This window comes from Mesorhizobium neociceri (assembly GCF_013520985.1).
GTDB classification, from domain to species: domain Bacteria; phylum Pseudomonadota; class Alphaproteobacteria; order Rhizobiales; family Rhizobiaceae; genus Mesorhizobium; species Mesorhizobium neociceri.
In genome coordinates this window covers 318,689-344,335 of record NZ_JACDTY010000006.1, presented here as the reverse complement: position 1 = coordinate 344,335, position 25,647 = coordinate 318,689, and the positions used below count along the sequence as shown (strand labels likewise).

At 63.4% G+C, this 25,647-nt stretch carries 17 protein-coding genes; 6 read left to right on the top strand and 11 right to left on the bottom strand.

The features are described 5' to 3' along the window. Both H0241_RS15445 and H0241_RS15440 read right to left on the bottom strand, forming a co-directional pair. Nucleotides 1-1,853, bottom strand: a 1,853-nt coding sequence (locus tag H0241_RS15445) for a DUF5801 repeats-in-toxin domain-containing protein (RefSeq protein ID WP_235984289.1), incomplete at its 3' end; no start/stop codon positions are given. A 324-nt stretch (nt 1,854-2,177) separates the two neighbouring features. Next, nucleotides 2,178-2,825: a LuxR C-terminal-related transcriptional regulator gene (locus H0241_RS15440; RefSeq protein ID WP_181058515.1), complete on the bottom strand. Its 648-nt coding sequence runs from the start codon at nt 2,823-2,825 to the stop codon at nt 2,178-2,180. 393 nt (nt 2,826-3,218) lie between these two features. Here H0241_RS15440 and H0241_RS15435 point away from each other — a divergent pair, with 393 nt between their 5' ends. Both H0241_RS15435 and H0241_RS15430 read left to right on the top strand, forming a co-directional pair. Beyond that, nucleotides 3,219-4,304 carry an OmpA family protein gene (locus H0241_RS15435; protein ID WP_235984288.1) on the top strand — a complete coding sequence of 362 codons (1,086 nt, stop codon included), beginning with the start codon at nt 3,219-3,221 and terminating at the stop codon, nt 4,302-4,304. 28 nt (nt 4,305-4,332) lie between these two features. Next, nucleotides 4,333-5,577 (top strand): caspase family protein, encoded by a 1,245-nt coding sequence (locus H0241_RS15430; RefSeq protein WP_328824695.1) that lies wholly within the window; start codon nt 4,333-4,335, stop codon nt 5,575-5,577. A 21-nt stretch (nt 5,578-5,598) separates the two neighbouring features. Here the strand turns inward: H0241_RS15430 and H0241_RS15425 are convergent, their stop codons facing one another. Next, nucleotides 5,599-6,162, bottom strand: a complete 564-nt coding sequence (locus H0241_RS15425) for a DUF6931 family protein (protein ID WP_181058513.1) — start codon at nt 6,160-6,162, stop codon at nt 5,599-5,601. 319 nt (nt 6,163-6,481) lie between these two features. On the opposite strand from H0241_RS15425, the gene H0241_RS15420 reads away from it, so the two are divergent. Beyond that, nucleotides 6,482-7,018 carry an OmpA family protein gene (locus H0241_RS15420; protein ID WP_181058512.1) on the top strand — a complete coding sequence of 179 codons (537 nt, stop codon included), beginning with the start codon at nt 6,482-6,484 and terminating at the stop codon, nt 7,016-7,018. An 88-nt stretch (nt 7,019-7,106) separates the two neighbouring features. Here the strand turns inward: H0241_RS15420 and H0241_RS15415 are convergent, their stop codons facing one another. The 8 genes from H0241_RS15415 to tagH form a co-directional block, all read right to left on the bottom strand. After that, nucleotides 7,107-8,726: a caspase family protein gene (locus H0241_RS15415; RefSeq protein WP_235984287.1), complete on the bottom strand. Its 1,620-nt coding sequence runs from the start codon at nt 8,724-8,726 to the stop codon at nt 7,107-7,109. Nucleotides 8,727-9,000: 274 nt separating this feature from the next. After that, on the bottom strand, nt 9,001-11,421 hold the full coding sequence (locus H0241_RS15410; RefSeq protein WP_181058510.1) for a M23 family metallopeptidase: 2,421 nt from the start codon (nt 11,419-11,421) through the stop codon (nt 9,001-9,003). After that, nucleotides 11,418-11,831, bottom strand: a complete 414-nt coding sequence (locus H0241_RS15405; RefSeq protein ID WP_181058509.1) for a DUF1036 domain-containing protein — start codon at nt 11,829-11,831, stop codon at nt 11,418-11,420. The genes H0241_RS15410 and H0241_RS15405 overlap by 4 nt, the downstream gene beginning before the upstream one ends. Before the next feature lie 59 nt (nt 11,832-11,890). Then, nucleotides 11,891-14,233, bottom strand: a complete 2,343-nt coding sequence (locus H0241_RS15400) for a serine/threonine-protein kinase (protein WP_181058508.1) — start codon at nt 14,231-14,233, stop codon at nt 11,891-11,893. After that, nucleotides 14,230-14,988 carry a PP2C family protein-serine/threonine phosphatase gene (locus tag H0241_RS15395; RefSeq protein ID WP_328824694.1) on the bottom strand — a complete coding sequence of 253 codons (759 nt, stop codon included), beginning with the start codon at nt 14,986-14,988 and terminating at the stop codon, nt 14,230-14,232. The genes H0241_RS15400 and H0241_RS15395 overlap by 4 nt, the downstream gene beginning before the upstream one ends. Before the next feature lie 157 nt (nt 14,989-15,145). Then, on the bottom strand, nt 15,146-18,667 hold the full coding sequence (gene tssM, locus H0241_RS15390; protein ID WP_181058507.1) for a type VI secretion system membrane subunit TssM: 3,522 nt from the start codon (nt 18,665-18,667) through the stop codon (nt 15,146-15,148). Continuing rightward, on the bottom strand, nt 18,664-20,190 hold the full coding sequence (gene tssL, locus H0241_RS15385) for a type VI secretion system protein TssL, long form (RefSeq protein ID WP_181058506.1): 1,527 nt from the start codon (nt 20,188-20,190) through the stop codon (nt 18,664-18,666). The genes tssM and tssL overlap by 4 nt, the downstream gene beginning before the upstream one ends. Before the next feature lie 304 nt (nt 20,191-20,494). Continuing rightward, nucleotides 20,495-21,520: a type VI secretion system-associated FHA domain protein TagH gene (gene tagH / locus H0241_RS15380; RefSeq protein WP_181058505.1), complete on the bottom strand. Its 1,026-nt coding sequence runs from the start codon at nt 21,518-21,520 to the stop codon at nt 20,495-20,497. Nucleotides 21,521-21,792: 272 nt separating this feature from the next. Here tagH and H0241_RS15375 point away from each other — a divergent pair, with 272 nt between their 5' ends. Genes H0241_RS15375 through H0241_RS15365 form a run of 3 tightly spaced genes read left to right on the top strand, consistent with a single transcriptional unit; the run spans nt 21,793 to nt 25,634 of the window. Then, nucleotides 21,793-24,126, top strand: a complete 2,334-nt coding sequence (locus H0241_RS15375; RefSeq protein WP_181058504.1) for a type VI secretion system Vgr family protein — start codon at nt 21,793-21,795, stop codon at nt 24,124-24,126. A 3-nt stretch (nt 24,127-24,129) separates the two neighbouring features. Then, the gene (locus tag H0241_RS15370; RefSeq protein ID WP_181058503.1) at nt 24,130-24,555 is read left to right on the top strand and encodes a DUF6484 domain-containing protein; all 426 of its coding nucleotides are present in this window, start codon (nt 24,130-24,132) and stop codon (nt 24,553-24,555) included. After that, nucleotides 24,555-25,634 carry a HEAT repeat domain-containing protein gene (locus tag H0241_RS15365; protein WP_181058502.1) on the top strand — a complete coding sequence of 360 codons (1,080 nt, stop codon included), beginning with the start codon at nt 24,555-24,557 and terminating at the stop codon, nt 25,632-25,634. Before H0241_RS15370 ends, H0241_RS15365 begins: the two co-directional genes overlap by 1 nt. The last annotated feature ends 13 nt before the right edge of the window (nt 25,635-25,647 follow it).

Genomic DNA, 25,647 nt, shown 5'->3' with positions numbered 1-25,647 from the left:
GCACTGATGCCGAGCGCATAGCTGATGGCGTCACCATCGGCGCCGGCATCCGAGGAGAAGAAAGTCGAGAAATCCGCGCTGTCGTCGCCCGCGAGATTGGTCTCGTCTACCGTGAGTTCCGGCGGGGTACCGATTGCGTCGATCGTCGGTCCGTCATCCTCGAAGTTGAGGTTCTGGCCGATGTTGTGCGTGGCCGTGGCCTGATCGCCGTCACCGTCGGTGATGGTCGCCGTCAGGGTAATGAGGTCGGCGGCAGCCAACGTCCTGCTGTCGTTCGCATCGGTGGCGTCCGCGTGAATGATCGCCCGAGCCTGGTCGAGAGACACGACGCCGGCGGCGTCGACGCTGACCGTGAACACGAGGTCGTCGGTGCCGGCGGTACGGCCTTCAACGTCGCCGCTGAGATTGACCGAGAGGAGGACCGCCTCGCCGGTTAAGGTGTCGGTGAGGCCGCTATCGTTGGTGATCGCACTGATGCCGAGCGCATAGCTGATGGCGTCACCATCGGCGCCGGCATCCGAGGAGAAGAAAGTCGAGAAATCCGCGCTGTCGTCGCCCGCGAGATTGGTCTCGTCTACCGTGAGTTCCGGCGGGGTACCGATTGCGTCGATCGTCGGTCCGTCGTCGTCAAAGTTGATGAAGGAGCCGACCTCTTCGTTGCCGGCGTTGGTTACTTCACCACCATAGTGCACCTCCTTGACATCGAAAAAGTCATGCTCGGTGTCGATATTCTTGATGAAGAAGCGGTCAAAGGTTCCGCCCACCCCGCCTGCGGTCGTGAAATCGACCGTCACGCCCTCTCCGACGTCCTGAAGGATCAGTCCAGTGCCGCTGAGATCAACCGTGATGCCGAGTGCCGCGGCCGTTGTGTCGACGCCGTTCAGTTTGAAAGTCACTCCGGTGATCTCGATCTCCGCATCGTTGTCGTCACCAGGGAGACCAGCGCCCTCCGCGTTGTCGTTGTTGTTGTAGGCGTGGATCTCGATGTCAGCCACGGAGTTGGTTGGCGTGGACTGAGAGACCGAGAAACCCGCGCTGGAGACGTTCTCGATATGAGTGCCGTAATCAGGCGCGGTTGGCGTGTCGGTAAAGTCCTTGCCCGCGCTCTGGGTGCCGCCGGTGATCAGGTCGATCTGAAGGTCACGGCCAAAGCGAATGTCTTGAGAGGCGACACCCAGGCCTTGCGTGCTGACGTTGACTTCAGTTTGTACGCCATTGTCGTGAGCCGTGACCAAAATCTGCTGCGTGCTCGCCGTGTCGGCGTCGAGGATGTACCAATTGTTGTGCCCAGAAGGGGCGTCGCCAAGCTGGCTGAAATTGACCACCGAGGTCCCCGTGACCGATGCGAACACTATGTCGGTCAGATCGATTTGGTCGTCCGGGTCGCCCGCATCCGGATGGAGCAGCGGCACATACTGGACCAGGTACAGATCCCCGTTGGTGGCACTCGTGGGATCCAGCCCAAACGAGAAGGCGAGCGACCCGCCCTCATCGGGCTCGTCTGTCGGGTCAGAGGTACCAATGACGCCGATCACGACGTTTGGATCAGTTGAGTCCTGGAACAGCCAGACATAATTGCCATCGACCGTCTGAATTTGGCTGTTCACGCCGTCGGTGGTGGAAAACGGGTCCCCGTCGGAGTTCTGGGCGAGAACGACTGCGGTGATGGTTTCCCCTGCGCTAGCTGTGGCGTGCACGAAGTCGACCTGGGAGGCGACCTCCAGCGCGGTGCCGAGAGTCAGGAGATATAGCAGCGTGGCGTTGGTGTTGCCGGTCGGATCAATATCACTGGGCTGCTGAAGTCCGGTGGTCTCGTCGATGATGATGTCTTGAGCTGTGATACCGAGTGTCATGGAGATTCTCCCCTTTTTGAACGCATCAAGAAAGGGCCCCCCCTCCTGATGGCGGATGCCTCTACCCCGAGTACATCCGCTGGCGCACATAATTGCGGCCTGTAATCCTCCATAGTGCCGCCGACGCAGAGGGCGCGTCCATTTGCGGTTCGATAGTGTTATGGTGAATGCCCCTACCTGATCGAACGATATACATCCTTCGACAGATCAAGCCGCGACAGGCGCTGGCGGGTAACCGCGTTGGTTTGGTGGATCGATCGATATGCCGTGGGTTTCCGGCCTGTTACCGGTATCCTGTCGACGCAGCCTGCTTGTCGGCTGGGATCAAAGCCCGCTTTTGTGACTTGGTCCCAGATGGTCGGCACCTTCGCCAAAAGTCGCCCAGGCGAGTTCCGCCCTGCTGCCGAGGCGGAGCTTCTCGTAGACGTGGTGCAGGTGCATCTTCACCGTGCCTTCGGACACATGCAGCCGCTGCGCGATGATCTTGTTGCGTAGGCCGCGTGAAACAAGGCCGGCGACTTCCGTCTCGCGTCCAGTAAGCTTCGGTGCCGGCTGAGGCAACGGTCTCGGCATCAGCAGATGCTGGAGGATGTGGTTGTCGACCCACTTTCGGCCGGCTGCCACCGCAGTGACGCATTCGACAAGGTAGCTGTTGCTGATGCCATCCATCAGCAGGCCGTCGGCATCGAGCCCCGGGATTTCGTTGAAGTCGAATCCGCCGTTTGGTTGCAGGATGTAGATGATGCCCAAAGGGCTGCCGTTGGCTCTCAGCCTTGCGGAAAGACCGGCCGTCTGCCGGTCCGCAACATCCAACCCTATGATGACAAGATCAGGCCGGTGGCGCTCCACCAAGGGGAGAACCTCAATCGTGTGGTGGCATTCTGCGACAATGCTGTGCCCCGCCTTCCGCAAAACCCACTCCAGACCGGCGAGATACACCCCCCGCGGGTCCGCGACTACCAAGGTCGACATGTTACCCCGTCCGTAAAAAACGCAACGAACTTTGTTTAATATGTCAAGAACACCAGAGCTTTGGACGATTGTCAAGAACTTGCTAATATACTAATATAACCAAAGCTATAAAAGAAACTGTTGGCGTTCTCTGCGCGTTCGATGGGCGCCACCGAGACGCTTGTGACTGCGCAAGGTGCCCGCTGAATTTTGACGCCTGTTCATCCACCAGTGATCACAGGTTTTTGAGGATCCTCTCCCCCTGGGGCAGACGGGCGGAGCTACTCGCAAAGCCAAATCATATGTTCTATGGTCGCCGGCATCACTGCGTTCGACCGCCGTGATCGGAACTGAGGTCTGTTGTCCTGAGGCGGGGCATCCATGTTCGAGGTCGGCGGATTTTTTCGGCAACAAATGTCGATGTCAAAGGGCCGGCGCATCGTCGGCGCCCTTGCTCTGGCCGCCGCTGTATTCGGGCTGTTGCTGTTCGCACCGGAAGGGGCCAACGCGCAGCCGAACTGGACCCTCGATCCGGCGAATTCGACACTCACCTATCAATCGGTGAAGAAGAACACCATTGTCGAAACCAACAAGATCAGGAACCTCTCGGGCACGCTGACATCAGATGGCGCCGCCAAGGTCGTTTTTGATCTCAATTCGGTCGACACCGGCATCGATCTTCGCAATGTGCGTATGCGCTTCCTGTTCTTCGAGACCTTCAAATTCCCGACGGCGGAAGTGACGGCGAAAGTCGACCCCGCCGCCTTCGCCGATCTGGCGACGAAGCGGCGGATGACGGCGCAGATTCCATTTCGGCTCAGCCTGCACGGCGTCGACAAGGACCTCGTCGCCAATGTCGTGGTCACCATGATCACCGACTCGATGGTGTCGATCGCCTCGGAGGCGCCGGTGGCCGTGCATGTCGAGGATTTTGGCCTGCTTCCCAACATCGAAAAACTCCAGCAGGCGGCCAATGTCAGCAGCATCGTGCCGACGGCTTCGGTGTCCTTCGACTTCGTCTTCACCGCCGATGGCGCCAAGCCGGCCGCGCCACCTGCCGTCGCGGCCGCAGCTCCAGCCGATGCCGGGCCAGTTGCCACCGATGCCGGCAAGACCACCTTCAGCGATGATGAATGCCTGAACAGGTTCGAGGTGCTGTCGCGCACCGGCGCCATCTATTTCCGGCCGGCCAGCGCCCGCCTCGACGAGAAGAGCCGCCCGCTGCTGGCCGAGGTGGTCGGCGTCGTCGGCAAATGTCCGAAATTGAAGGTCGAGGTGTCGGGCCATACCGATTCCGACGGCTCGCCGACGGCCAACAAGAACCTGTCGGAACGGCGCGCCAAGGCGGTCGCCGACGCGATCATCGCGGCGGGCATTCCATCGGCGCAGATCACGGCATCCGGCTATGGCGAGGAAAAGCCGGTGGCGCCGAATGATACGCCGAAGAACAAGGCGCTGAACCGGCGGATCGAGTTCTCCGCCACGCCGCTCGCCAACTGAGCCGGCCCGTCAACCGAGAAGGAACCCGGTGCGTTTGGAGATGATGGCAAGTTGCGGCAATTTCGTGCGCGGCATCGGCGTGGCCATGCTGGCGCTGGTGTTGACCGTGAGTACGGCCAGTGCCGAACGCCGTATTGCCCTGGTGCTCGGCAATTCCCACTACCAGAATGCGCCGGTGCTGCCCAATCCGGTGAACGACGCGCAGGCAATGTCCGATCGCCTGAAGGGCCTGGGCTTCGAAATCGTCTCCGGCCTCGACCTCACCAAGGCGCAGACGCAGGAAAAGATCGCGCAATTCGCCAAACAGGTTCGCGGCGCCGATGTCGCGCTGTTCTTCTATGCCGGCCACGGGCTGCAGGTCTCCGGCAGGAATTACCTGCTGCCTGTCGATGCGGCGCTGGAGGACGAGACCTCGCTCGACTTCGAAGCCGTGCAGGTGGATTTCATCCTGCGGCAGATGTCGCGCGAGACCAGCATCAGGCTGGTGTTCCTCGACGCCTGCCGCGACAACCCGCTCGCCGACGTGCTGGCCAAGGAGACCGGCGGCGACAGCACGGCAAGCAGCGGCCTTGCCGAAATTTCGATCGAGAATGGCGGCGCCGGCACGCTGGTCGCCTTCGCCGCCAGTCCCAACCAGCTGGCCTATGACGGATCGGGCGAGCATTCGCCGTTTTCGGCAGCGCTGCTTGCCCATATCGGCGAGGCCAATGTCTCGATCACCGAAGCGATGAACCGGGTTACGTCAGATGTGTTCAAGGCCACAGCCGGCCGCCAGCGGCCCTGGATCAACGTCTCGCTGACCACCGACGTCGTGCTTCACAAGGTCGATCTCAATGCGCCGCTGATCGTCGGCGATTCCAGCGCGGCTGCGCCCGAAGGCGATTCACAGGCGCGCACCGGCGCGGCCGCCAATGCGCCGGGTGCCGACGCCGGCGAGCAGGCGCTGGAACAGCTGCGTGAGGAAATTCCGAAGCTGGGCTCGGATGCGCCGGTCCTTTTCGATGTTCCGGTCAACTTTGGCGACCCGGCGATCGACGGCAAGAGCATCGCCCAGCTCATCCAGGGAAAGCCGCATTTCAGTCCAGTCGAGGGCCTGGAAAAGTCCGTCTGGGACAACCAATGCAGCAACTGCCATCAATGGACCGAGGAGCGGCTGTGCGACCAGGCCAAGACCTACGTCACCAATGATATCTCGGTGTTGCGCCTGCAACACCCGCTGGGCACGCGCTTCAAGGTGGCGCTGGGCAAATGGGCGCAAAACGGTTGCAAATGAAACCGTCGCAAGTGCAGGCAATCAGGCTCTGCGCAGCGCTTCGGTTTCGGCCAGATGGATGCCCATTTCGACAAAGGCGGTGAGCACCGAGAAACGATCCGCCACCGCAACCCGCGCCAGTCCGGCCAGAATGCCGGCGTTGACGGCATGGGCCGCGGGCAGCGGCCGCAGCCTCGACCCGTTGGTCTGATCCGCCAGGCCATTGACATGCCGTTGCACCGCCAGCGCGATCCAGCCGGCCGGCGTGTGCTGCCGCGCCATCGCCGCCTCGGCGACAGCAGCGCGGCGGCTTGCATTGCTGGGTTCGCCGACCCAGTCCTGAACCAGCGCCAGCGTTTCGAGATCCTGCTCTTCGAGCAGCTCGGTCAGATGACCCAGGCACTCATGGCCCCACCAGATCGCTGCCCGGTCGGGCAGGAGATAGGCGCAAAAGGTGATCGCTTCCTCGGGGATGCGCCCGGCCATCAGCCGGCGGCAGAACTCGAGCGAGGGTTGGTCGGTGGGAACAGCCGTCATGTCCCAGGCAACAGCGCTGTTTGCGGCGAAGAGATCGCGTGCGGTCTGGAATTGAAGCCCGTTGACCATCGCTGCTGTTGTCCTCCCCAGCTCTCACTCAACTCGCCTGCGAGGCGCGGGTCAAGCCTGCCGACCGCCACATGTCCATGACGTTGTTCACAGACAAACGCGCCGCGCTTTGGTATATTCCACAACCTGACCCACGATTCCGAAAAAAGGCGAAGCCGGCTTTCGGAGAGATGGTCGAACGGAACATGGAGCCTGACCGTCCTGGTCCGACGGATCGGGCTTTGGTGATATCGGAGCGAAAGCAATTCCAGGAAAGGTGTGAAGCGGCTTTCCGTCCGGAATTGCGTCGAAACAATGAGTCAGAGCAGGAGTAACCGTTATGCAGCTGGGCACTTCAGTCTTAGCGTTGGCGGCCGTGCTTTTTTCGACGCACGCCTATGCCGACCCACTTCAGAAATCGGAAGACATTGTGAAGTTTTTTGCCGGCGCGATCGATCATGGCGCGGCGCGCGGGATTTGCGTCGGCACCGAGGACGAGTGCAAGAGCAAGACCAGCCAGAAAGATAAGCCGCCGGAGAAGACCGGCCTCGATATGCTGATCAATTTCAGCCTGGATTCGTCCGAGCTCGATGCCAAGGCGCGCAGCGAACTCGACGAGTTCGCCAAGGCGCTGAAAGATGACCGGCTGAGCACGCTGTCCTTTGTCGTCGAAGGCTATACCGACGCGTCCGGCTCGGCGAACTACAATGAGGGCCTGTCGGAGCGCAGGGCGCAATCGGTGACGGCTTTCCTGGAATCCAACGGCATCGAATCCACGCGCATCAAGGCGGTCGGCCTCGGCGAGGCCAATCCACGCAACCCCAACCCCTACGATCCCACCAATCGCCGGGTCGAGATGCGGATCAAGGCGCAGTAGCGTCGCCGGCCGCGTCTTCCGGCCGTCATTAAACACAACGCCGCGCGTCCAACGGACACGCGGCGTTTTTGTTGTTTGACGTGATCGATCAGTTCTTGAGCACGCCGCCGACCGCTACACCGGTGCCGAAGATCAGCGCCTTGGTCAGGAAATCATTGTTGTCCTGCGGCGGCGGTTCATCCTCGCGCACGACCTCGCGGTTGCTCCTTTTCTGCACGAACTGCTGTTGTCTGCGCGGCTTCTGGGCGTACTGCTTCTTGCGCGGTTTCTCCGCCGCCGGCTTCAGCGTGCGGGCCTTCTGCACCACCTGCTTTTTCGGCTTGTCCACGCCGGCCTGGTCGGCCTCATGCTTGGCGCGCACGGCCTCCATCATCGGATCGGTCTGGATCTCCAGGAACGCCAGCTGCTCACGCGTCAGGAAAGTGGTTGGCGGCAGCCCGTTCTCCTCTTGCCAGTCGCCGATCGCTTGCCGGGTCTTGGCGCCGATGTTGCCGTCGACGCGGCCAAGCTCATTGCCCAGCGCCTCGACCCGCAATTGCAGGTCGATGCGGCCCTGGCGATCGAGACCGATGGCGTTCTCCGTCTCCGCGGTGCCGAGCACCTTCTTCATGTCGTCCGAAATGCCGACCGAGGTGCGCACGGCGGAGCCGGGGTTCGCTTCGGCAGCATCGAGCGCGGCGACTTGCCGTTCCTGGGCTTTCGGATCCTTCAGCGCGTCGATGTTCAGCCGCGCCACCGTGGCGAAGCGGCCATTCGGGAACTGCTCGAGATAGGCTTCGTAGAATGGCGCGGTGTTGCGCTTCGAGGCCTCGTCCCACAGGCGCTGCTCGACTTCCCACGAAGGCGGCTCACTGGCGACGGGGGCAGGGGCGGGCGCTGCCGTGGCGTTCGCTGCATCGGCGGTCGGCTTTGCCGCTGGCGCGGCTTCGGCGGCCGGTTTGCCAAGGAAAACCTCGCGGCCCAGCGATGCGTTGTGCCATGGCCGTTGGCGGCCTTGGGTGGTCTCGGCGACTTCGCCGCGTACCCGGGTCAGCGCGCTCTGGATCTCGACGCCCGGTTCGGTCAGGTGCCTGGCGAGCGCGGTGGAGTAGGGGCTGTCGACGCCGTTGCCGTCAAAGGCGATAGCGCCCGGGTCGGTGGCATAGGCAATCAGGATGCCGCCGGTTCCGACGCCTTCCGATTTCGGATCGATCGGCGCCAGGCCGGTGCCCAACGCGGTGGAGCGGGTCTTCGGCATCGCGGCCGCCAGCGTCCGTGCTAGCGGATTGTCACGGCAGGCATCGAGGATGATGACGCCGACCGCCGGGTCCGGCGGCAGTGCTGCCATGAAGTCGTCGATCTGGATGGTGCGGGTCTTGAGATAGGCCGGCGACGTCAACTCGGCGTCGACCGGGATGAGAAAATTCTTGCCGTCGACCTGCATGCCGTGGCCGGCATAGAAAATGACGGCGAGGTCGGCATCGTAGGACTGCTCGGTGAATTTGCTGATCAGGCTGTGCATGCCGGCATTGTCCTGGTCGACGCCCTCGATCACCTCGAAGCCGGCATTGCGCAGCGTCGAGGCGATGAGGCGTGCGTCATTGGCCGGATTGGGCAACTCGACGGCATGGACGTATTTGCTGTTGCCGATGACCAGCGCGACGCGCTTCGCGCCCGGTGCGCCGGCGTCCGGCGCCGCAGCCTGGACGGTACAGAGTGCTGTCAGCATTAACAGAAAAAATCCGCTCAAAAGGACGGCAAACGCTTTCATAGGATCAGCCCTCCGCCCCGGTGGGGCGCGTTATTGATGTCTGCGCATGCTAAATTTCACCAGCGACAGCGTCGCTTCTGCCAAAATGGCTCCTGGGCGTATGTGATCCCAGCCACAGTTTTGGTTCACAAGGACCCAAAAAACCTTCCAAATATCCGCTAATATACCATTTTCCGGCCTCAAAACCAATCGGCTCGGCGAAAACTGGGGCGGCCACCCGCGGAAACTGCGGCTAGCCAGGCTCAAGGCTGTTCTGAAGCGAACCGACCAGCGCTGTGATGGCCTGCTTGTATTTTTCGAACTCCGGCGATGTCTGGCGAACTTCCGTCGTCGTCTGCTGGCCTGCATCGGTCGTCGCCGGCGTGGGCAGCTTGCGGCCCATTTTCCGTTCCGCCCAGTCGACGACATAGCTGGCGGTCTTGCCGGTGAGGAAAGGGTTGGCCTGGATGACCGCCGAGCCGAGCACCGCGCTCAACTGCGCCGATCCCGGCGCCGCCAGCACCTGATGGGCGCCTTCCATGCCGAGGAAATGGCAGAGATAGAGCCGGCCGGCGGTGATCTGATGGCCGCGCGCCTTGAGATAGGCCTCGCCCTCGCGCGCCAGATTGCGCACCATCTCGCGCGAGATGGTGGCGTCGTAGCGCAGCGCCAAAAGGTCTGCGGTTGACAGCGAGCGCGCCAGTTCCGGGCGGTAGGTGTTCATCATCCGGATCCAGGTCTTCGAGATGAACTGGCCGGCGCCGGTTGCCGAAGACAGCGGGTTCTTCGCCCGCGCGCTGCCGCCCGATTCGACATGGACGATACGGTCGGTCAGCGTTTCGACGGCGGGATCGCTGGACGTGGCGGCGATCGCGGCGGTCGCGGTGCCCAGCGGATCGATCGCTTCGCCGCCCTGATAGAGTTCGAAATGCAGATGCGGACCTGTCGACAGGCCGGTGGTGCCGATATAGCCGATGATGTCGCCGGCCTTCACCTTGGTGCCGACACCGCTGGCAATGGCGAATTTCGACATATGCGCATAACGCGTCTCGCGGCCGCCGGCATGCGCGATCTTGACCACATTGCCGTAACCGCCGCCGTCGCCCTGGAAGATGATCTCGCCATCGAAGGCGGCGGCGATCGGCGTGCCGACCGGGGCTGCCCAGTCGACGCCCTTGTGGATGCGGACCACGCCGAGGATCGGATGCTTGCGCGGCCCGAAGGTCGACGTCATGACACCGCTGACCGGCGTCACCATGCCGTTGGCCACTGTCAGCGAGCGCACCTGGTCGTCGCCTGAGACGCAGGAAAACTGGCCGTCGCTCTGCTGGAAGACGAAACAGTCGAGGGTCTTTTGCGTGCCTTGCACGCCGACATAGAGCACCCGCCCGTCGGTCTCGTTCTTGCCGCGCGGCGTTTGCGAATAGATCAGCACAAGGCGCTGGTCCTCGCTGGCAAAGGCGTCGAGATCCTGTCCGCGCGACAGATACATGATGGCTTCGCCGATGATGCCGCTCGGCACATTGTTGCGCGCGGCCGTCGAATAGATCGCATCGAGCAGGCGGTATTGCCGTTTCTGTGTGCCTTCCGTCTCGGCGCCCGAATAGTTGAACAGGTCTTCGCGCACCCAGGGGTCGACACCCGACACGAAGGCGCCGGCCGCATTGCGCGTCAGCGTGCCGACAAAGACATTCTTGGCGTAGATCGAGACCTGCATCAGCGACATTGTCGTGGTCTCGCGCGCCGGCCTGAAGCCGCGCATGGCCACGACATAGCCCGGCTGCAGCCCGTCCTTGTCGAACAGCGCCTTGAGCGCCTCGCCGGCAAGCTTTGCGTCGTCGGCGGAAAAATGCGCATCCAGCGCAACGCTGTCCAGGCTGCGGTCGTTGAGGATCTTCACGAAGGTGTCCTCGGTCGCCTCGAAGCGCTGGTATTCTGAGGTGACGGTGGCAACGCTGGTGTTGTTTTCGACCGCTGTCTTCTGGAATGCGGGCAGTGCTGCTTCGCCCTCATCGATGGTCTCGCCCCAGCCGGCTTCCGGGTCATCGGCGGCCGCGGAATCTGAAACCGCCGGCGCACCTGGAGCCGCCTGTGTATCCGGAGCTGCCTCTGGGCCGGGGGACGCCGGAGCCTCGTCCGCGCCAGGCGAGGGCTGAAGATCGTTCTGCAGGTCATTCTGCGGATCGCTGGGTTCCGTCGGCGGCGCGACCGCGGTCTTCCGCTGCGCCTGGAAGAAGGCGAAATCCTCCTGCGTCGACGGGATCGTCGTCATGAATTTTTCGCTGGCGCTGAGCATCACGTCGGACAGGACTTCGATTTGCGGAGAGATGCCGGCCTGGTCGAGCTCCGCCGGGCGCGGCATCGCGCGGCCTTTGGTTGCAGCACCCGCCTCGGGGGCCAGTGTGATCCACATCGGGTCGCCGGCAAGATCGATGATGGCGGGCACATAGACCGATGCGTCGGCCGGCACGTCGTCCGAGCCTTCGACGGCGTGCAGCTCCTCATCCTCGTCGCCAAACGACCAGTAGTCGGCGGTGAGGTAGAAGCCGGTGGCGATCGCCGCAAGGACGATTGTCGCCAGGCCAGCCGCCAGCCCGAGCCAGATCCTGCGCCTGCGCAGCGCGGCGCGCGCCTGCTTCTTTGCCTTGAAGCTGGTGTCGATGCTGTGCGTCACGGCGCGCTTCCGGTCAGGAAGAAGGTCCAGCGCACCTGTTCCTGCGTGTCGACTTCGAGAAACTTCGCCGCGATATGGCCGCGTTGCCAGCATTCAGTGATGCCGCGGATCGAGAACCGCCGCCGCTCGATGCACATCTCGGTGGAACCTGCCAGGATGGCGTGGCCGAAGACATCCGTGGCGTAGATGTAGATGTAGCGGTTGGTCAGCTCCTCGCGGATGACGTTGACGCATTGATTGGCGCCGATGGTCCACCAGCCATCGGTCTGATCGGCATCGTCGACCTTCTGCCCGACGGCGAGGTTGACGACGTCGAGGGTCTGGTTGCAGACGGTGAATTCGGCGCGCGCCTGTCCGGCGGAAAGAAGCGCCAGCAACAGCGTCGCAACCGCGATCGTGGCAAACTTCACGCGCGCATTCAGGGCAAGCAGGATGGGATCACGGCGACGGCGTTGCATCGACGTCCGTGCTACCCGCCGAGGCGGAAATATTTGGCGGTCGCCGAAAATGCCGAGGTCCTGGCGCCGATCTCGTCGAGGATCCTGGGCAACAGCACCGAGGCCGGCGTCGGCGTCGAGAAGTCCGCTGCCTTGATCTCGTCCGGACCGGTGATCACCATGATGATCTGCGGCAGCGCCTTGCCTGCCGCCTTGTCGGCGGCGCCGAGCCCGATCGGGATCGAGAAGGTCGCCTTGTCGGCTTGTGCGACAACACGGTCGTCGAGGTTGAAGGCAATGCCCCTGTGGTCGATCAGGATCACGCTCGACACCAGCCCGCCATGCGTCACCAGCGTGCCGTCGATCGGCGAACCGTCCGGCACCGATGTCTGGTCGAGCACCAGCTGCGGTCTGTCGGCCGTGCTTGCCCCCATGAAACGCAGAAAGTCAGTGATCCCGCATTGCGTGGGCTGGATGAGGCGGACGCTGATGTCCGGCTCGACATGGAACTTCGCCTGGAATTGCCCAAGCAACTGTTCGAAGGGCGGCACCGACGTGCCGAAGCCTTCAATCGCGACACCCTTGTCGGTGGCAGATGTCACCGTCGCATAAAAACAGTCGCCACCATTGAAGGCGCGTACCCAGGTAACCCGCTCCGCGGCCGCAGCGGCCGGCGGCGGCACCTCCGGTTTGGGCACATTCATGGCAATGTCGGGCTCCGCGGGCTTGTCGGCCTGCTCACCGCCGGCGATATCGGGCTGGCTTGGCTTGGGCTCCGCGGTCGGTTCAGGCGCCTGCGCCTCGGGTTTGGGGGCTTGAGCGGTGGGTTCCGGCGTCGGTGCTACGGGTTTGGGTGCCTCGGCCGTTGGTTCAGGTATTTGCGTGGTCGGCTCTGTCGCCTTGGTCTCTACCGGCGGGCCGGCAGGCTCGGGGTTCTTCGCGGCATCGGGCTGTGACGGGCCGGATGGCGGCTGCAGCGCAACGGTCTTGTCGGTTGGTGCGGCTGGCTGCGGGGCCGTAGCGCTCGACGCGACTGGCGGCGCGATCGGCGCTTTGGCATGATCTTCAGCCGGAGTCTCTGCCGGTTGCGGCTTTGGCACGACCTCTTCCACCGGCGCAGTAGCGGGCTTGTCCGCGACGACCGGCTTTGTCAGCTCGGGTTGGAGCGGCGGTGTCTTGCCGGTTTCGTTGGCAGGAGGCCGGTCTCCAAAACCCAGAATGCCCGATGCATAGAGTCCTCCCAGCGATGCCACGACCACCGCTGCCAGTGCCGCGATCGTCAGGCTTCGGCCCGAAGTAGCAGGCTTCGTCGGTGTGCTTGCTCGCCTGGGAGTTTCAGCAACCGGTTTCGGTTGCGACAGATGCGCCGGGCGGACGTGCGGCACGAAGGATGGCTCTGCCGTGCCGCTTGCGGGGGGCGCACTAAGGCCCTGCGAGTCCTCGACCTTTGAGACAGGCCCGGCGGTTCGGGGCAGACCGGGCCGGGGCGCAAGCGAGGCCGGCGGCAAGGTCGCGTCGCTGTCGTCGCGCGTCAACCGGGCGATTTCGGCCATGCTGGCCGGCCGATCCTGCGGATCGGGCTGCAGCATCGCTTCGACAACGTCCCTGAAATCGGCATCGATGCCGGAGAGATCAGGCACGGTCCGCCGCTTTTCAACGATTTCGTATTGCGAGCCGCCCATGTCGATCGGCTTGCCGCGCAGCGCCGCCGCCAGCACCAGCCCCAGGCTGTAGATGTCGGACTGTTCGCTGACCTCGCCGCCATAGAGCCCGAGCTGCTCGGGCGAGACGTAGTTGTATTTTCCGGCGAACTTGCCGCCGATCAGCGTCTCGCCACCGACCGCCGCCGATCGCGCAATGCCGAAATCGATGATCTTGGCGCGCTCCACCCGGCCGCCCGGCAGGATGATGTTGTCGGGCGAGAGATCGCGGTGGATGGCGCCGGCCTGGTGCACCGCGCTCAGGCCCGACGTCAGCCGGTGGCACAGTTTGCGCACATCCTGCGTCGCCATCGCGCCGCCGCGCATGACGTCGTACAGCGACTGCCCGTCGACGAATTCCATCGCCAGATAGGGCCGCCCTATGCCGGGATCGATGGTGAAGACGTGGTAGCGCACGACAGCGTCATGCGACAGATGGTTGAGGATCGAGGCTTCCTTGCGAAACAGCGACAGGATCGTCTGGTCGCGGGCGAATTCCGGCAGCACGATCTTGATCGCGACATGATCGCCGGTCTGGATGTTGTGGCCGCGATAGACCTCGCCCATGCCGCCCGACGCGATGCGTTCGTCGAGCTCGTAGATGCCGCTGAGCTGCGTGCCGACGCTGGTATCCGCCATATTGGGCAATAGCCGAGTCTTGTCGTCTGAGCTCATCGGTCGTGGCCTTCTGCTCGGGACAGGCCATTGCCTTTGTCTCTGATCTTGACCAGAACGATGGTGACGTTGTCGGTGCCCCCGCGCTCCAGCACCATGGAAAGCAGCTTTTCGCAGGCTGCCTGCGGCGCTGCCGACAGCACTGCGGCAGCGATCTCTGCGTCGCTGACATGCGCCGTCAGCCCGTCAGTGCTCAGGATGAAAATGTCGCCGGCCAGGGTCTCTCCCTGCTGGAAGTCGATGGCGATCTCGTCGTTGACGCCGATGGCACGCGTGATGACGTTGCGCCGCGGCCAGTTTTCAGCCTCGGCCGCACTGATCGCGCCGCTGTCCAGCAGTTCCTGGACCTCGGTGTGGTCGCGCGAAATCTGGGAGATCGCGGCGTCGCGAACCAGATAGACGCGGCTGTCGCCCGACCACAGGCAGGCGAACCTGCCGTCCATGGCCAGCAGTGCTGCAACGGTGGAGCCGATGGTCACGCCGCGCGATCGCGAAATCCGGCGGATCTCGGCATGCGCCCGGTTCAGCCGGTCCTCGAAGCGCGCACGCAGATCCGGCGCCGAGCTGGCGATGCCGATCGTTGCCAGATGCTCGACGATGCTTGCCGAGGCCACCTCTCCGGCTTCATGTCCGCCCATGCCGTCGGCAACCACCCAAAGGCCGATCTGCGGCTCGACCAGATAGCTGTCTTCATTGTGGTCGCGCACGCAGCCCTGGTGGCTCACGCCGTAGCTCTCAAAGGCGGCACCGCTCACTTGCCTACCCTCCGCAACGCGTTGTCGGCCGTGCCTGGCCAGTCTGCCACAGGCCTATCCATTAGAGTATCGAAATCTAAGCCGCCGATGACGGACGGTGGGGTGCCGCTGCTCTCTCTGCGCCCCGCAATCGCCGATCCCGCCATGCAATTCCCCATCAGAAAGCCTTCGGACAGCTGAAGGCGGAAAGCGCCGGCAGCGTGAATGGGTTGCCGTCCTCCCCGGTCTTGATCGTGTAGGCGACATCGCGCCCGCCGATGACGAAATGCGCTTCGAGACTGTCGCCATTGGCGGTGACCTGCCCTTTGTCCAGCAATCGTTTCAGCGCCCAGGGGCCGTCGAATTTGATCGCCGACTCGCGCCCCGGCAGCTCCGGCGTCAGGCTGAGACTGGCCGAGCCGGTCTTGCCCGGCCACGGAATCAGGCCCGGTGTGTTGCCGGCCTGGGTGGCCTGCAGCACCTGGCCATCGATGTTGAGCAGCGCCATGTCGGCATCGCCATGCAACGACAGCGGCGTGAAGGTGATGTTGATCGACGGCACCGGCCCGCCAAGCGGAAAGAAAGCGGCGCGGATTTGTGCCGCAAGCTGGAAGTTCCTGAGCGTCGATTTCGCCAGATTGCGGCCGAACCTGGTGTCCTGTTTCCAGTCCCAGTCCTGCCCGCTCATGTCGACCAGCGACGCCAGGTTTTGTGCGAAGAACCGGTCGAGGACACCGCCAGGAGAAAACAGCCTGGCAAAATCCGCCATGGCGACATCGTCGGTGCCGGCGGGGGCGAATGGAAAGCGCCCGGCAATCACCTCTTCGCACGGACGACCGACGGTCTCTTCCAGCATTTCGTTGAGATGCGTGGTCGATGTTTCGGCGACGGTGCCCTCGAAATCATCCGCCGCCGCACTCACCATCCTGGCCAGTGCCTTTGGCAGCCGCGAGGCATTGGCGCGCAACGTCGAGATCTGCAGCTGCAGATTGGCGTTGGCCTGGTCCGTCTGCGCGGGGACATCGGCCGCAAGCCGTACGCTTTGATAGATTTCGCGGAAATTCTGGGTCAGGGCATCGAGCGGCCGCTGGCCGGGCGCGCCGGCCACCAAAGCCTGGAAAGACCGGAACTGGGCTTCGATGTTGGCGCCGGGATCCTGGCTCTGCATGCTGACGAAGGCGGTTCCGGCCCGGCTCTGCGATTTGCGTGCCGCGAGCTCGACGCCGATGCGGGCGAGACCCTTGGCGCGCGCGGCGGCTTCCTGATCGCTGTCTTGGGAAGGCGCGGCCGGATTGCGCTCCTGCGTCAAAGCTGTTTCGCGCGCGATCGCCTCGAACAGCTGCATCAGCGGCGAGGTCGGCGAGCCGGCGGCGGACAGTGCTAGATATTGCGGCTTGTCGGCGGCCATCGCCTTGAACTTCAACCTGTCGAGCACCTCATTCCACGCTGCAGCAAAACCCTTGCCATAGCGATCGAGAAGCTCGGGGCCGAGCTTGAGCAACTCCTGGTCGAAGCCGCCTTGCTCTCCACCGCTGCCGATCACCCATTGATCGTCGACCAGCGCCTGCGCGCTCCTGGCGAGCTGCGCCAGATAGAAGTCGAAGCCGGCATGGGTGTAGAGGCCGGGGACGCGAAGGCCGGCGAGATCGTTTCCGTCATTGCGCTCGAACAGCACCGGCGCTTCCGCGCCGGCTTGCGATGACACCGAAAAATCACTCAGCTCCGCCGCATAGGTCGCCGACTGAATGAGCGCGGTGGCGCGGTCGGCCAGCGTCATGCGGCCGAGCGAGCGCTGGGCGGATTCGACCAGCGTGCGGTTGAGTTCGAAGGTGGGATCCTGGTCGTCGTCGAGCGCCAGCATGGCGCGCAGGTGCTTCTCCAACTGCGCCCGTCCATCGCGATTGTGGGCGCCGGGATAGCGGTTCTGTTCCCAGTCCCGCTTCAGCCAGGTGACGACCAGTTCATCGTCGACTTTCGGCGCCTTGCCGCCCAGCATCAGGTAAATCTTCAGCGGCTCATACAGCGCCATCGGATCGGCCATCCTGGCCTCGATCGTGCGTTCGAGCTGGAACAGCAAGCGCGAGCGGAACATGCGCTCTAGCCCTTGCCTGTAGGCGGTCTCGGAGGCGGACAGGATACGCTCACGCTGACTGAGGCCGAATGTCGCCTTGGCCGGCGTCGGCTGGTCTTTTGCGTCATAGCCGGCCGGCAGGCCGCGCAGCGCATCGAGCGCGCCGATGACGGTTTCGAGGTCGGCATCCGACACTGTCGTGCTTGCGAGTAGCGGGGCGGCGGTCTCGCGATACTGGCCGGCCGCCTGATTGGTCGCGGCAATCAGCGATCTGTTGGTCGTAAAGCTCAGGCCGAGAACGCCAAGTCCGGCGACCGCTATGGCCGCTATCGCCGCCAGACCGGCATAGCGGGCGATCGCAGCCCGCCTGTCGGCTGCCCTGTCATAGGACACCCAGCCGGACTCGGCGAAAATAACGCGGCTCAACAGATCGTGCAGGAAGAAGCTTTTGCCGGTGCCGGAAAGATGTGCCTGGGCGTTCTTGCCGAAACTGCGGCCGATGCTGCCGAGCAGCTGGTCGATTGGCGTGCCTTCCTGCGTGCCGGAGGAAAAATACAGGCCGCGCAAGGGGGCGTTCAGCTGCTTGCGCGTCGGCTCGAAGACTCCATCGAGGAAATTCACGATCCGGCCTTTCAGCGCGCCGAGCTGCGCGGCAAAGCCGAAAATGGCGATGCGGGCGACGGGGTCGGTCTCAGCCTGCAGCCGCTCGCTCATCTCCTCGGTCAGGCGCTTCACCAGCGCGTCGAATTCGGCCGGCGCTTCTGCGACCATGTTCAGGCCGCGCTCCGCGGTCTGGAAGGTTGCACCCCAGACTTGGCGCCGGCGTGCTTCGTCGAAGGTGCCGAAATACTCCATGAATCCGGAGACGAGGTCGGCCTTGGTGAACAGCACATAGACCGGAAAGCGGACCTTCAGGATCGCGTGGATTTCCTGCAATCGGCTGCGGATCTCGGCGACATGGGCCGCCTGCTCGCCGTCCGCCATCAGGTCGGCAAGGCTGATCGCCAGGATGACGCCATTTATCGGTTGCCTGGCCCGATGCCGCTTGAGCAGCGACAGGAAGGCGAGCCAGCTTTTGCTGTCGGTCCGCGCGTTGGAATCCTGCGTCGTATAGCGCCCGGCCGTGTCGATCAGCACTGCCTCATCGGTGAACCACCAGTCGCAATTGCGCGTGCCGCCGACGCCTGCCACCGGCTGCGCCTGGCCCGACCCGGCAAGCGGAAAGTTCAGCCCGGAATTGACCAGTGCGGTGGTCTTGCCGGCCCCCGGCGGGCCGATGACGATGTACCAGGGAACCTCGTAGAGGAAGTTGCGCTTGCCGCTAGACTGCCTGAGCGTCGCTACCGCCTCGCTCATGCGGGCTTCCAGCACCTTTGCGTCGCTGCCGTCATCCTCGGCGCTGGCCATGGCGGCTTCCAGCGCCTTCTGCGCCTTGCGCCTTCGCCAGAACCGGACTGCATAAATAACCACCGCCGTTCCAACGACAACGCCGATGATCACTGCCCGCAGCCAGACGGGGTCCAGCGGCCGGGCGCCGGCGAAGCGGATCAACGGGCCGGCGAACCAGACCGCGGCGGCGAAGCCGGCCAGCGCGAGCGTGCTGAAGATGCGCAGCAGCCAGCCGGTCACAGCGTCTCCTCTCGCGGGATCATCACATCGACACGGCGGTTTTTGACGCGGCCCTCCGGTGTTGCATTGTCGGCGATGGGCTCGTCCTCGCCCTTGCCCTCGACCTTTGTCCGCGACGGATCGCTGAAATGCGCTGCGATCATCCTTTCGACCGACTGGGCGCGGGCGACGGAGAGGTCGAAATTCGATTTGAAGGCGCTGGTCTTCTTCGGTTTGACGTTGTCGGTGTGGCCGACGATCCGGATCGGCCCGCGCTCGGCATTGAGAGCCGCCGCGATGCTGATGGCCACGGGCTCGAACTCGGCTTTGACGTCGGCCCGTCCGGACTGGAACAGCAAGGCATTGCTGATTTCCACGACGATGAAATCGCCCTTGGTTCCGACGCTGACGCCACCGGCTTCGATCTCCTTGCCCAGCGCGGTGCGGATGCGATCGACCTGCGCAATCGTCGTTGGTGCGGCGACGACTTTCACCTCCTCGGTCAGCGGCACGAAGCCGGTGCGCTCGATGGTGACCGGCGTCGCCGGGTTGAGCGCCAGCAATTCGCCTGCGACGGCCTCGCCGTCATTGGTGATGAGAACCCGCAGCGTGAAAAAGGCTGCAGTCAAAACGGCTGCTGTTGCAGCGGCTACGGCCCAGAGCGGAACCCGCCTTGAGCCTTGCGCTGACGTCAGCGCCAGGCCTTGCCAGCGCGGCGAGATGTCGTCGTCACCGGGGGCGCGGAAATAGGCCAGCGTTTCGTAGACGTCGCGGCGGACACGCTCGAGGCCTTCGCGTGGCTGGCCGCGATACTGGCCTTCGAAGCCAAGCGACAGGCTGATATGCATCAGTTCGATGAGATTGCGATGCGGCTCGGGCGTCGCCAGCACCGTGTTCAGCGCCTGGAAGAAACCGGCGCCGGTGGGTTTGACCTGGAAGAAGCGCGACAGCATGGCATGCTGTGCCCACATCTCCCGGCCGGAGCCGGGCAGGTTGGCGATGATATCGTCGGCGGTTTCGCAAAGCACATAGCTGGCGATGCGTGCATCCTCTTCCGAAGTATCGGTCCTGGCGATCTTGCGGTCGAAATCCTCGATCAGGCCGGCGACATGCTCCGCCAGCGGCTCAGCCTGTCTTTCGACGGCCATCAGCCGAAGGTGCCCTAGCAGGATAAGCAAGGGTGCTGCGGCAGCGACGATCGGGTTGGCGGTTCCGTAGTCGACGCCGTCGCTGGCGCCGAGCAGCGCATCCCACGGCGTTTTCCCCGCCGTCTCGGTCGGAAACGACGGACCAGCGGGCGCTGCGGCGAAAGGCGCGCCTTGATAGATAACTGTCCCGGTTACGTCGGCCGGTGGTGGCTGCTGGCGGCCGGCGTTGGGATCGAAAATCGTCGATTCCGGGATGCTGGCAGGGGCGATCACGGTGCTGTTGGGCGCCGGCGCATCGCGGGCGAGAACCGTCTTCTGCTTGCGGCCGGGATTGGGACGGCTGGGGCGGATGACGGTCTTGCCGGCCGGATCGAAAGGATCGTCCTTCGAGCTCATCGCCGACCCTGCCTAGAGCAATTCCAGGAAAAGTGTGAAGCGGTTTTCCGTCCGGAATTGCGTAAAAACAAAGAGATAAACGCCCGCGCGGCCGCGCGACGCACAGCGCCAAGTCCGCGCGAACGCGGACCGCAGGACGCTATCTCGCCGTGACATGACATCTGCCGCAGACCCCTAGGTCGACCAACCGTACCCGCGTGCTCAATTGTCGTATGTGATCGTAGTCTCAGAAGGTTCCGATTGAAACCCGGCGCAATTTTGGTCGCCAACCGGTCATGGGACCGGCTTGGAGGTACAGTTGCGCTCAGCTCTTGCTTGCCGGTTTCTGTTTGGCGGCCTTGGCGTAGGCCTCGCTGAAATAGGTGAGGAATATGTCCAGGAGGCCGTTTTCGTGCGCCTCCTCCTTGGCGCGCCAGGTCGCGACCAACGCGTCCCAGGCGCGCGTCTTCTTCGAGGCAAAGGAAGTCGGCGGCAGTTTTTTGGCGATTGCCTCGGGCGACAGATCGTCGAGCAGCCGCGCCAGCGCTGCTTGCATGGCGGCGAAGGTGGCGAATTCATGCGTCTTGAGGTCGTGGAAGGCGTCTTCGATGCTGTGCCTGGCATCGAGATAGCCGGCCCTGCGCCGCGCGAACATGATGTCGAGGATTTCGTCCGTCCCGGGCACGAACTTCAGCGGATTGTTGTCGGCGGCGTTGATCATCGTTCGATCGCTGGTCTTGGCCAGGACCTTCGCGGCGGCTCGCGCCTTCAGCAGCAGCACCAGCTCGTCGACGACGATCCGCAACACCGCGCCGATCTCGCCCGCCACCTCATGCGGTTGGCGCAGCAGCAGCACTTCCGGCGGGATGCCGGCGCCGGCGGCAATCGCGCGCAGGATCTCGTCGGCTGGCTGTGGCCGGCCGGAGACAGAAACGGGTGGCGCGGTCGGCGACCGTGGCGCCGCAATATGGTCTGGAAAGGATCCGGCGACGGGCATTTGCCGTTGCGTCGAGCCATGGCCACCGAAGGCTTGGTTCCCGTCATCGATCGATACCGAGACGATATAGCGACCGATCCGGAGCCGGTCGCCTTGCGCAAGCCGGTGCGGGCCGGTCAGGCGCTGGCTCGACCCGTTGACGAAGGTGCCGTTGCGCGAGACGTCGTAGAGAAAGAAAGCGCCGCCTTCATAGCGGATTTCGCAGTGCCGGCCGGAGATGAATTTGTCCGGATCGGGCAAGGTCCAGGCGCAGTTCTCGCGCCCGATCTCGAAGCCGCGGTCGCGCGATGCGTAACCGGGGGGCAGTCCGCCGGGCAGGACATCGACATTGCTGATCTGCAGACTGATGAACATCCAATATGGCCCGTCGACCGCTGGCTTTGCAGTTGATCCGATGCGCCACAGTCTAGCAGCTTGCGGGCACAGGGGGAGAGCGGCGTTTCACACTGGCGAAAGCGGCGCAAACATACCCTGATCGCCGCTTGCCCTCGTTGGTCTGCCACAGAACATGTGGTAGCCTCAACATGGCCTGGGTTGGCAAATTCCGAAATGTCCCTGAACGTGAGGTCGTTAACACAAGAAGGGCTTCGAACCTGCCACACTAGCGTCCAGGAGGGGCACGAGCCATGCCGAGTGAACAACGCGCCGCACTTGTGCAGACGCCGGTCGGCGCCGAGCTGCTGACCTTCACGCATCTCGTCGGTCGCGACGAGATCAGCCGCTGTCTTGCCTACACCGTGGGATTTGTCAGCACCAATGCCGACATCGATCCACTGAAGATGCTGGGCGGCGTCGTCTCGATCGAAGGCGAGGCCGACCCGAAGCGCTGGTTCAGCGGCCTTATTTCCGAGTTTCGCCTCACCCGCATCGAAGACCGGTTGGCCTATTACGAGGCGGTCGTCAGGCCGTGGCTATGGTTCCTCGGCAATACCACCGACTGTCGCATCTTCCAGGACAAGAGCGTCGTCGAGATCGTCGAGGAGATCTTCTCCAAATATGGCGGCATCGCCAAGTTCGAGAAGCGGCTGCAGGGGTCCTATCCGCCGCGCGAATATTGCGTGCAGTACGATGAGAGCGACCTCGATTTCGTGCAGCGGCTGCTCGAGCACGAAGGCATCCTGTATTTCTTCGAGCATGCCGAGGGTGAGCACAAACTGATCCTGGCCGACGCCATCAGCAAGCTGAAGCCCGCGCCGGGCTATGAGACGGTGCTCTATCAATTCGAAGGGCAGGGCTCGCGCCGCGACGTCGAGTACATCACCGAATGGATTCCAGGCAGCGCGGTGCGTCCGGGCGCCTATGCCCACACCGACTATGACTTCGAGAAGCCCGCCGCAGACCTGATGGCGAAGTCGGCGCAGCCCTTTGGCCACAAGCAGGCCGCAGGCGAGAACTATCGCCACCCCGGCGCGCATCTGGAAGTCGGCCGCGGCGATAGTCTGGCGGCGATAAGGCGCGAGGAAATCCAGGCGCCGCACATGCGCATTGCCGCCGTCGGCACCGTACGCGGCCTGTTCTCCGGCTGCACCTTCAAGCTCGACGGCTTTCCGCGCGACGACCAGAACAAGGAATATCTGGTGGTCAGCGCCGAATACCGGCTGTTCGATCCGGGCTATCGCGCCGGTGTCGACACCGACGGCGAGAATTTCAAGGTCGTGCTCGGCGTGGCGCCGACCTCAGTTGCTTATCGGCCGCCGCGGATTACGGCGCGGCCGATCATGCGCGGGCCGCAGACGGCCACCGTGGTCGGCCCGTCCGGCGAGGAGATATTCACCGACAAATATGCCCGGGTTAAAGTGCAGTTCCACTGGGACCGCCTGGGCAAGAAGGACCAGAAGAGCTCCTGCTTCGTGCGAGTGTCGCAGACCTGGGCCGGCAGTGGCTGGGGCTTCATCCAGATCCCGCGCATCGGCCAGGAAGTCATCGTCGATTTCATCGAAGGCAATCCGGACCTGCCGATCATCACCGGCAGGGTCTACAACGCCTCGCAAATGCCGCCCTACGGCCTGCCCGGCAACGCCACGCAATCGGGCTGGAAGTCCAACTCGTCGAAGGGGGGTGGCGGCTACAACGAACTGATGTTCGAGGACAAGGCCGGCTCCGAGCTGGTCAATTTCCAGGCGCAGAAGGACCATCACCTTCTGATCAAGAACGACCGCAACAAGACGGTGCAGCACGACCAGTCCGACCGCATCGACAACAACGCCAGGCACTCCGTCGGCAACAACCTCGACGAGGACGTCGGCAACAACAAGACCGTCAAGGTCGGCGTCGACCAGACCACGAATATTGGTAGCAATGACACCGAGACGGTCGGCGCCAATCGCTCGCTGAAGGTGGGCTCCAACGAAACGATCAACATTGGGTCGAACTCGACCGAGACGATCGGCGCCAGCCACACGCAGGCCGTCGCGCTCGTTCAGACGGTGACCGTTGGCGCGGCGCGAGTCGATTCTGTCGGTGCCGCCGAAACCCGAAGCGTGGGTGCGGTACAGACGAACACCATCGGCGCGTCGCGGTCAGTCACGGTGGGGGCGGGACAGAGCCACAGCATTGGCGCGTCGGATAGCTGGTCTATTGCTGCGGCTCAAAGCGTCAGCATCGGTGGAGGCCATAGCGAGTCGATTGGCGGCGATCAAAGTTCGAGCGTTGGTGGCGGTCGCAGTGCCACGATCGGCGCGGACGACTCGAATTCGGTGTCCGGCGGCTTTTCGTTGTCCGTCGGCAAGGACAGCAACATATCGGTTACCGGCGGCGAGACAATCAAGGTCGGCAAGAAATTCGTGCTCGATGCAGCTGATGAGATTCTTTTAAAATCCGGTTCGGCCTCAATCCTGATGAAGAGTGACGGGACCATCGTCATCGACGGCAAGGACATTTCGGTGAAGGCGTCCGGCAAGATATCCATCAAGGCCTCGAGCGACATCACGATGAAGGGCTCGAAAATCGGGGAGAACTAGAACATGGCAAAAGTTCGTGATCGCGTCGATGGCGTCGTAATCGGCCAGTTTCTCGGTTTCGGCGAAGATGGTCCCCTGGTGGTGTTTCCGGGCAATTCGAAGGAAACCGCATTGACGGCGCGCAGCCTCGCCGAACTGTCGTCAGATATGATCGGGCAGGAGATCGCGCTGTTGTTCGAAGGCGGAGATGCCCGGCGGCCCCTCATCGTCGGGCGCATCGTGGAACTGGCACGCAAGCCTGCGGCACCTGAAGTCATTCGCGATGGCGAGCGTGTGCGGGTTCACGCCGAAGAGCGGATTGAATTACGCTGCGGCAAGGCAACAATCCTGATGGAGAAGGACGGTCGCATCACTATCAGAGGTACGTTCGTCACCAGTCACGCCAGTGCCGCCAACCGTATCCGCGGCGGTTCGATCGACTTGAACTGATGATGGTTGCTGGGAGCAAACAATCTGGCGGCACCATTGAACGTCGCATCGTGCAGGATGTTGTGCGACAGCATGCCGAACAGGCGGCCTTTTTCTGGGCGCAGCGCGACACATTGGCCGCCGAGGATCCACCTGACGGAAACGTGGTCGCCGGCGTCGACAGGCGGCTTGAGCCGAACCTTGACGGGTTGCGCATTTCCGGGACAGCCGCGTGGCCGTTCATTGAGGCCGCCTATGAGGATTTCCCCGAAAAGGGAGAGTTATTCCTCTTTGCATGGCTGGCAATTGAGCAGGACAACGATAGCAAGGTCCGACGAGCCGTTGAGCTTGGCCGGGCATCGGATGATGATGCGCGGGGCCTGGTCGGAGCATTGGCTTGGCACAAGGCCGAAACGATCAGTCCCCTGGTGCGGCGTTGGATCAGCGCGCAAGACGCGTTCCTGCGCTACCTCGCCGTCGCGACTTGCCGCGAACACGGCGTTGACCCGAAGTCCCTCTTGACGAATCTGTTGCGTGATCCCGACGGACGCGTGCGTGCAAACAGCCTGCATCTGGCGGGGGTGCTGAAGCGCGCCGATCTAACGCACGACGTTATTAGCGCGCTGGACTCCGACGACGGAAGAGTGCGGCTGTGGGCAGCCTGGGCACTGAACGAACTTGGTCGCGGGGACTTGGCGCGGGCGGAGTTGCGAAAGGTTGCGGCCGCAAATGGGCCGAATGCGTTGACGGCCTTGCGGGCCTTGATCCAGGCAGGGCCACAGGACGACGTCCGCGCCTTCATGGGTGGCTTGCTGAAATCGCCCGATACGACGTCGCTAGCCGTGCGCGGCGCCGGCATGTTGGGCGATCGCTCAATTCTGCCTTGGCTGGTGCAGCAGATGCGCGCTCCAGCGCTCGCGGTGGCCGCTGGTGGCGCACTGCTCGAGACCTTCCCGGAAGCACGCGGCATCGACGGTTTGTTCACGCTTGATCCGACCACGCTTGGGCCTGACTTCGAGGAGCACTTCGGTGATTTTGCAGTGAAGGTGCCCGTGGCGGAGAACGTCAGGACGTGGAGCGACAGCGTGCTCCAGAAATAACCAAGAAGCGCGC

What these genes read in the sequence shown, in the direction of transcription:
- tssL (WP_181058506.1), bottom strand. Translation starts at nt 20,190, where the DNA reads ATGAGCTCGAAGGACGATCCTTTCGATCCGGCCGGCAAGACCGTCATC.
- H0241_RS15420 (WP_181058512.1), top strand. Translation starts at nt 6,482, where the DNA reads ATGCAGCTGGGCACTTCAGTCTTAGCGTTGGCGGCCGTGCTTTTTTCG.
- H0241_RS15415 (WP_235984287.1), bottom strand. Translation starts at nt 8,726, where the DNA reads ATGCTGACAGCACTCTGTACCGTCCAGGCTGCGGCGCCGGACGCCGGC.
- H0241_RS15370 (WP_181058503.1), top strand. Translation starts at nt 24,130, where the DNA reads ATGGCAAAAGTTCGTGATCGCGTCGATGGCGTCGTAATCGGCCAGTTT.
- H0241_RS15375 (WP_181058504.1), top strand. Translation starts at nt 21,793, where the DNA reads ATGCCGAGTGAACAACGCGCCGCACTTGTGCAGACGCCGGTCGGCGCC.
- H0241_RS15435 (WP_235984288.1), top strand. Translation starts at nt 3,219, where the DNA reads ATGTCGATGTCAAAGGGCCGGCGCATCGTCGGCGCCCTTGCTCTGGCC.
- H0241_RS15425 (WP_181058513.1), bottom strand. Translation starts at nt 6,162, where the DNA reads ATGGTCAACGGGCTTCAATTCCAGACCGCACGCGATCTCTTCGCCGCA.
- H0241_RS15440 (WP_181058515.1), bottom strand. Translation starts at nt 2,825, where the DNA reads ATGTCGACCTTGGTAGTCGCGGACCCGCGGGGGGTGTATCTCGCCGGT.
- H0241_RS15400 (WP_181058508.1), bottom strand. Translation starts at nt 14,233, where the DNA reads ATGAGCTCAGACGACAAGACTCGGCTATTGCCCAATATGGCGGATACC.
- H0241_RS15365 (WP_181058502.1), top strand. Translation starts at nt 24,555, where the DNA reads ATGATGGTTGCTGGGAGCAAACAATCTGGCGGCACCATTGAACGTCGC.
- tagH (WP_181058505.1), bottom strand. Translation starts at nt 21,520, where the DNA reads ATGTTCATCAGTCTGCAGATCAGCAATGTCGATGTCCTGCCCGGCGGA.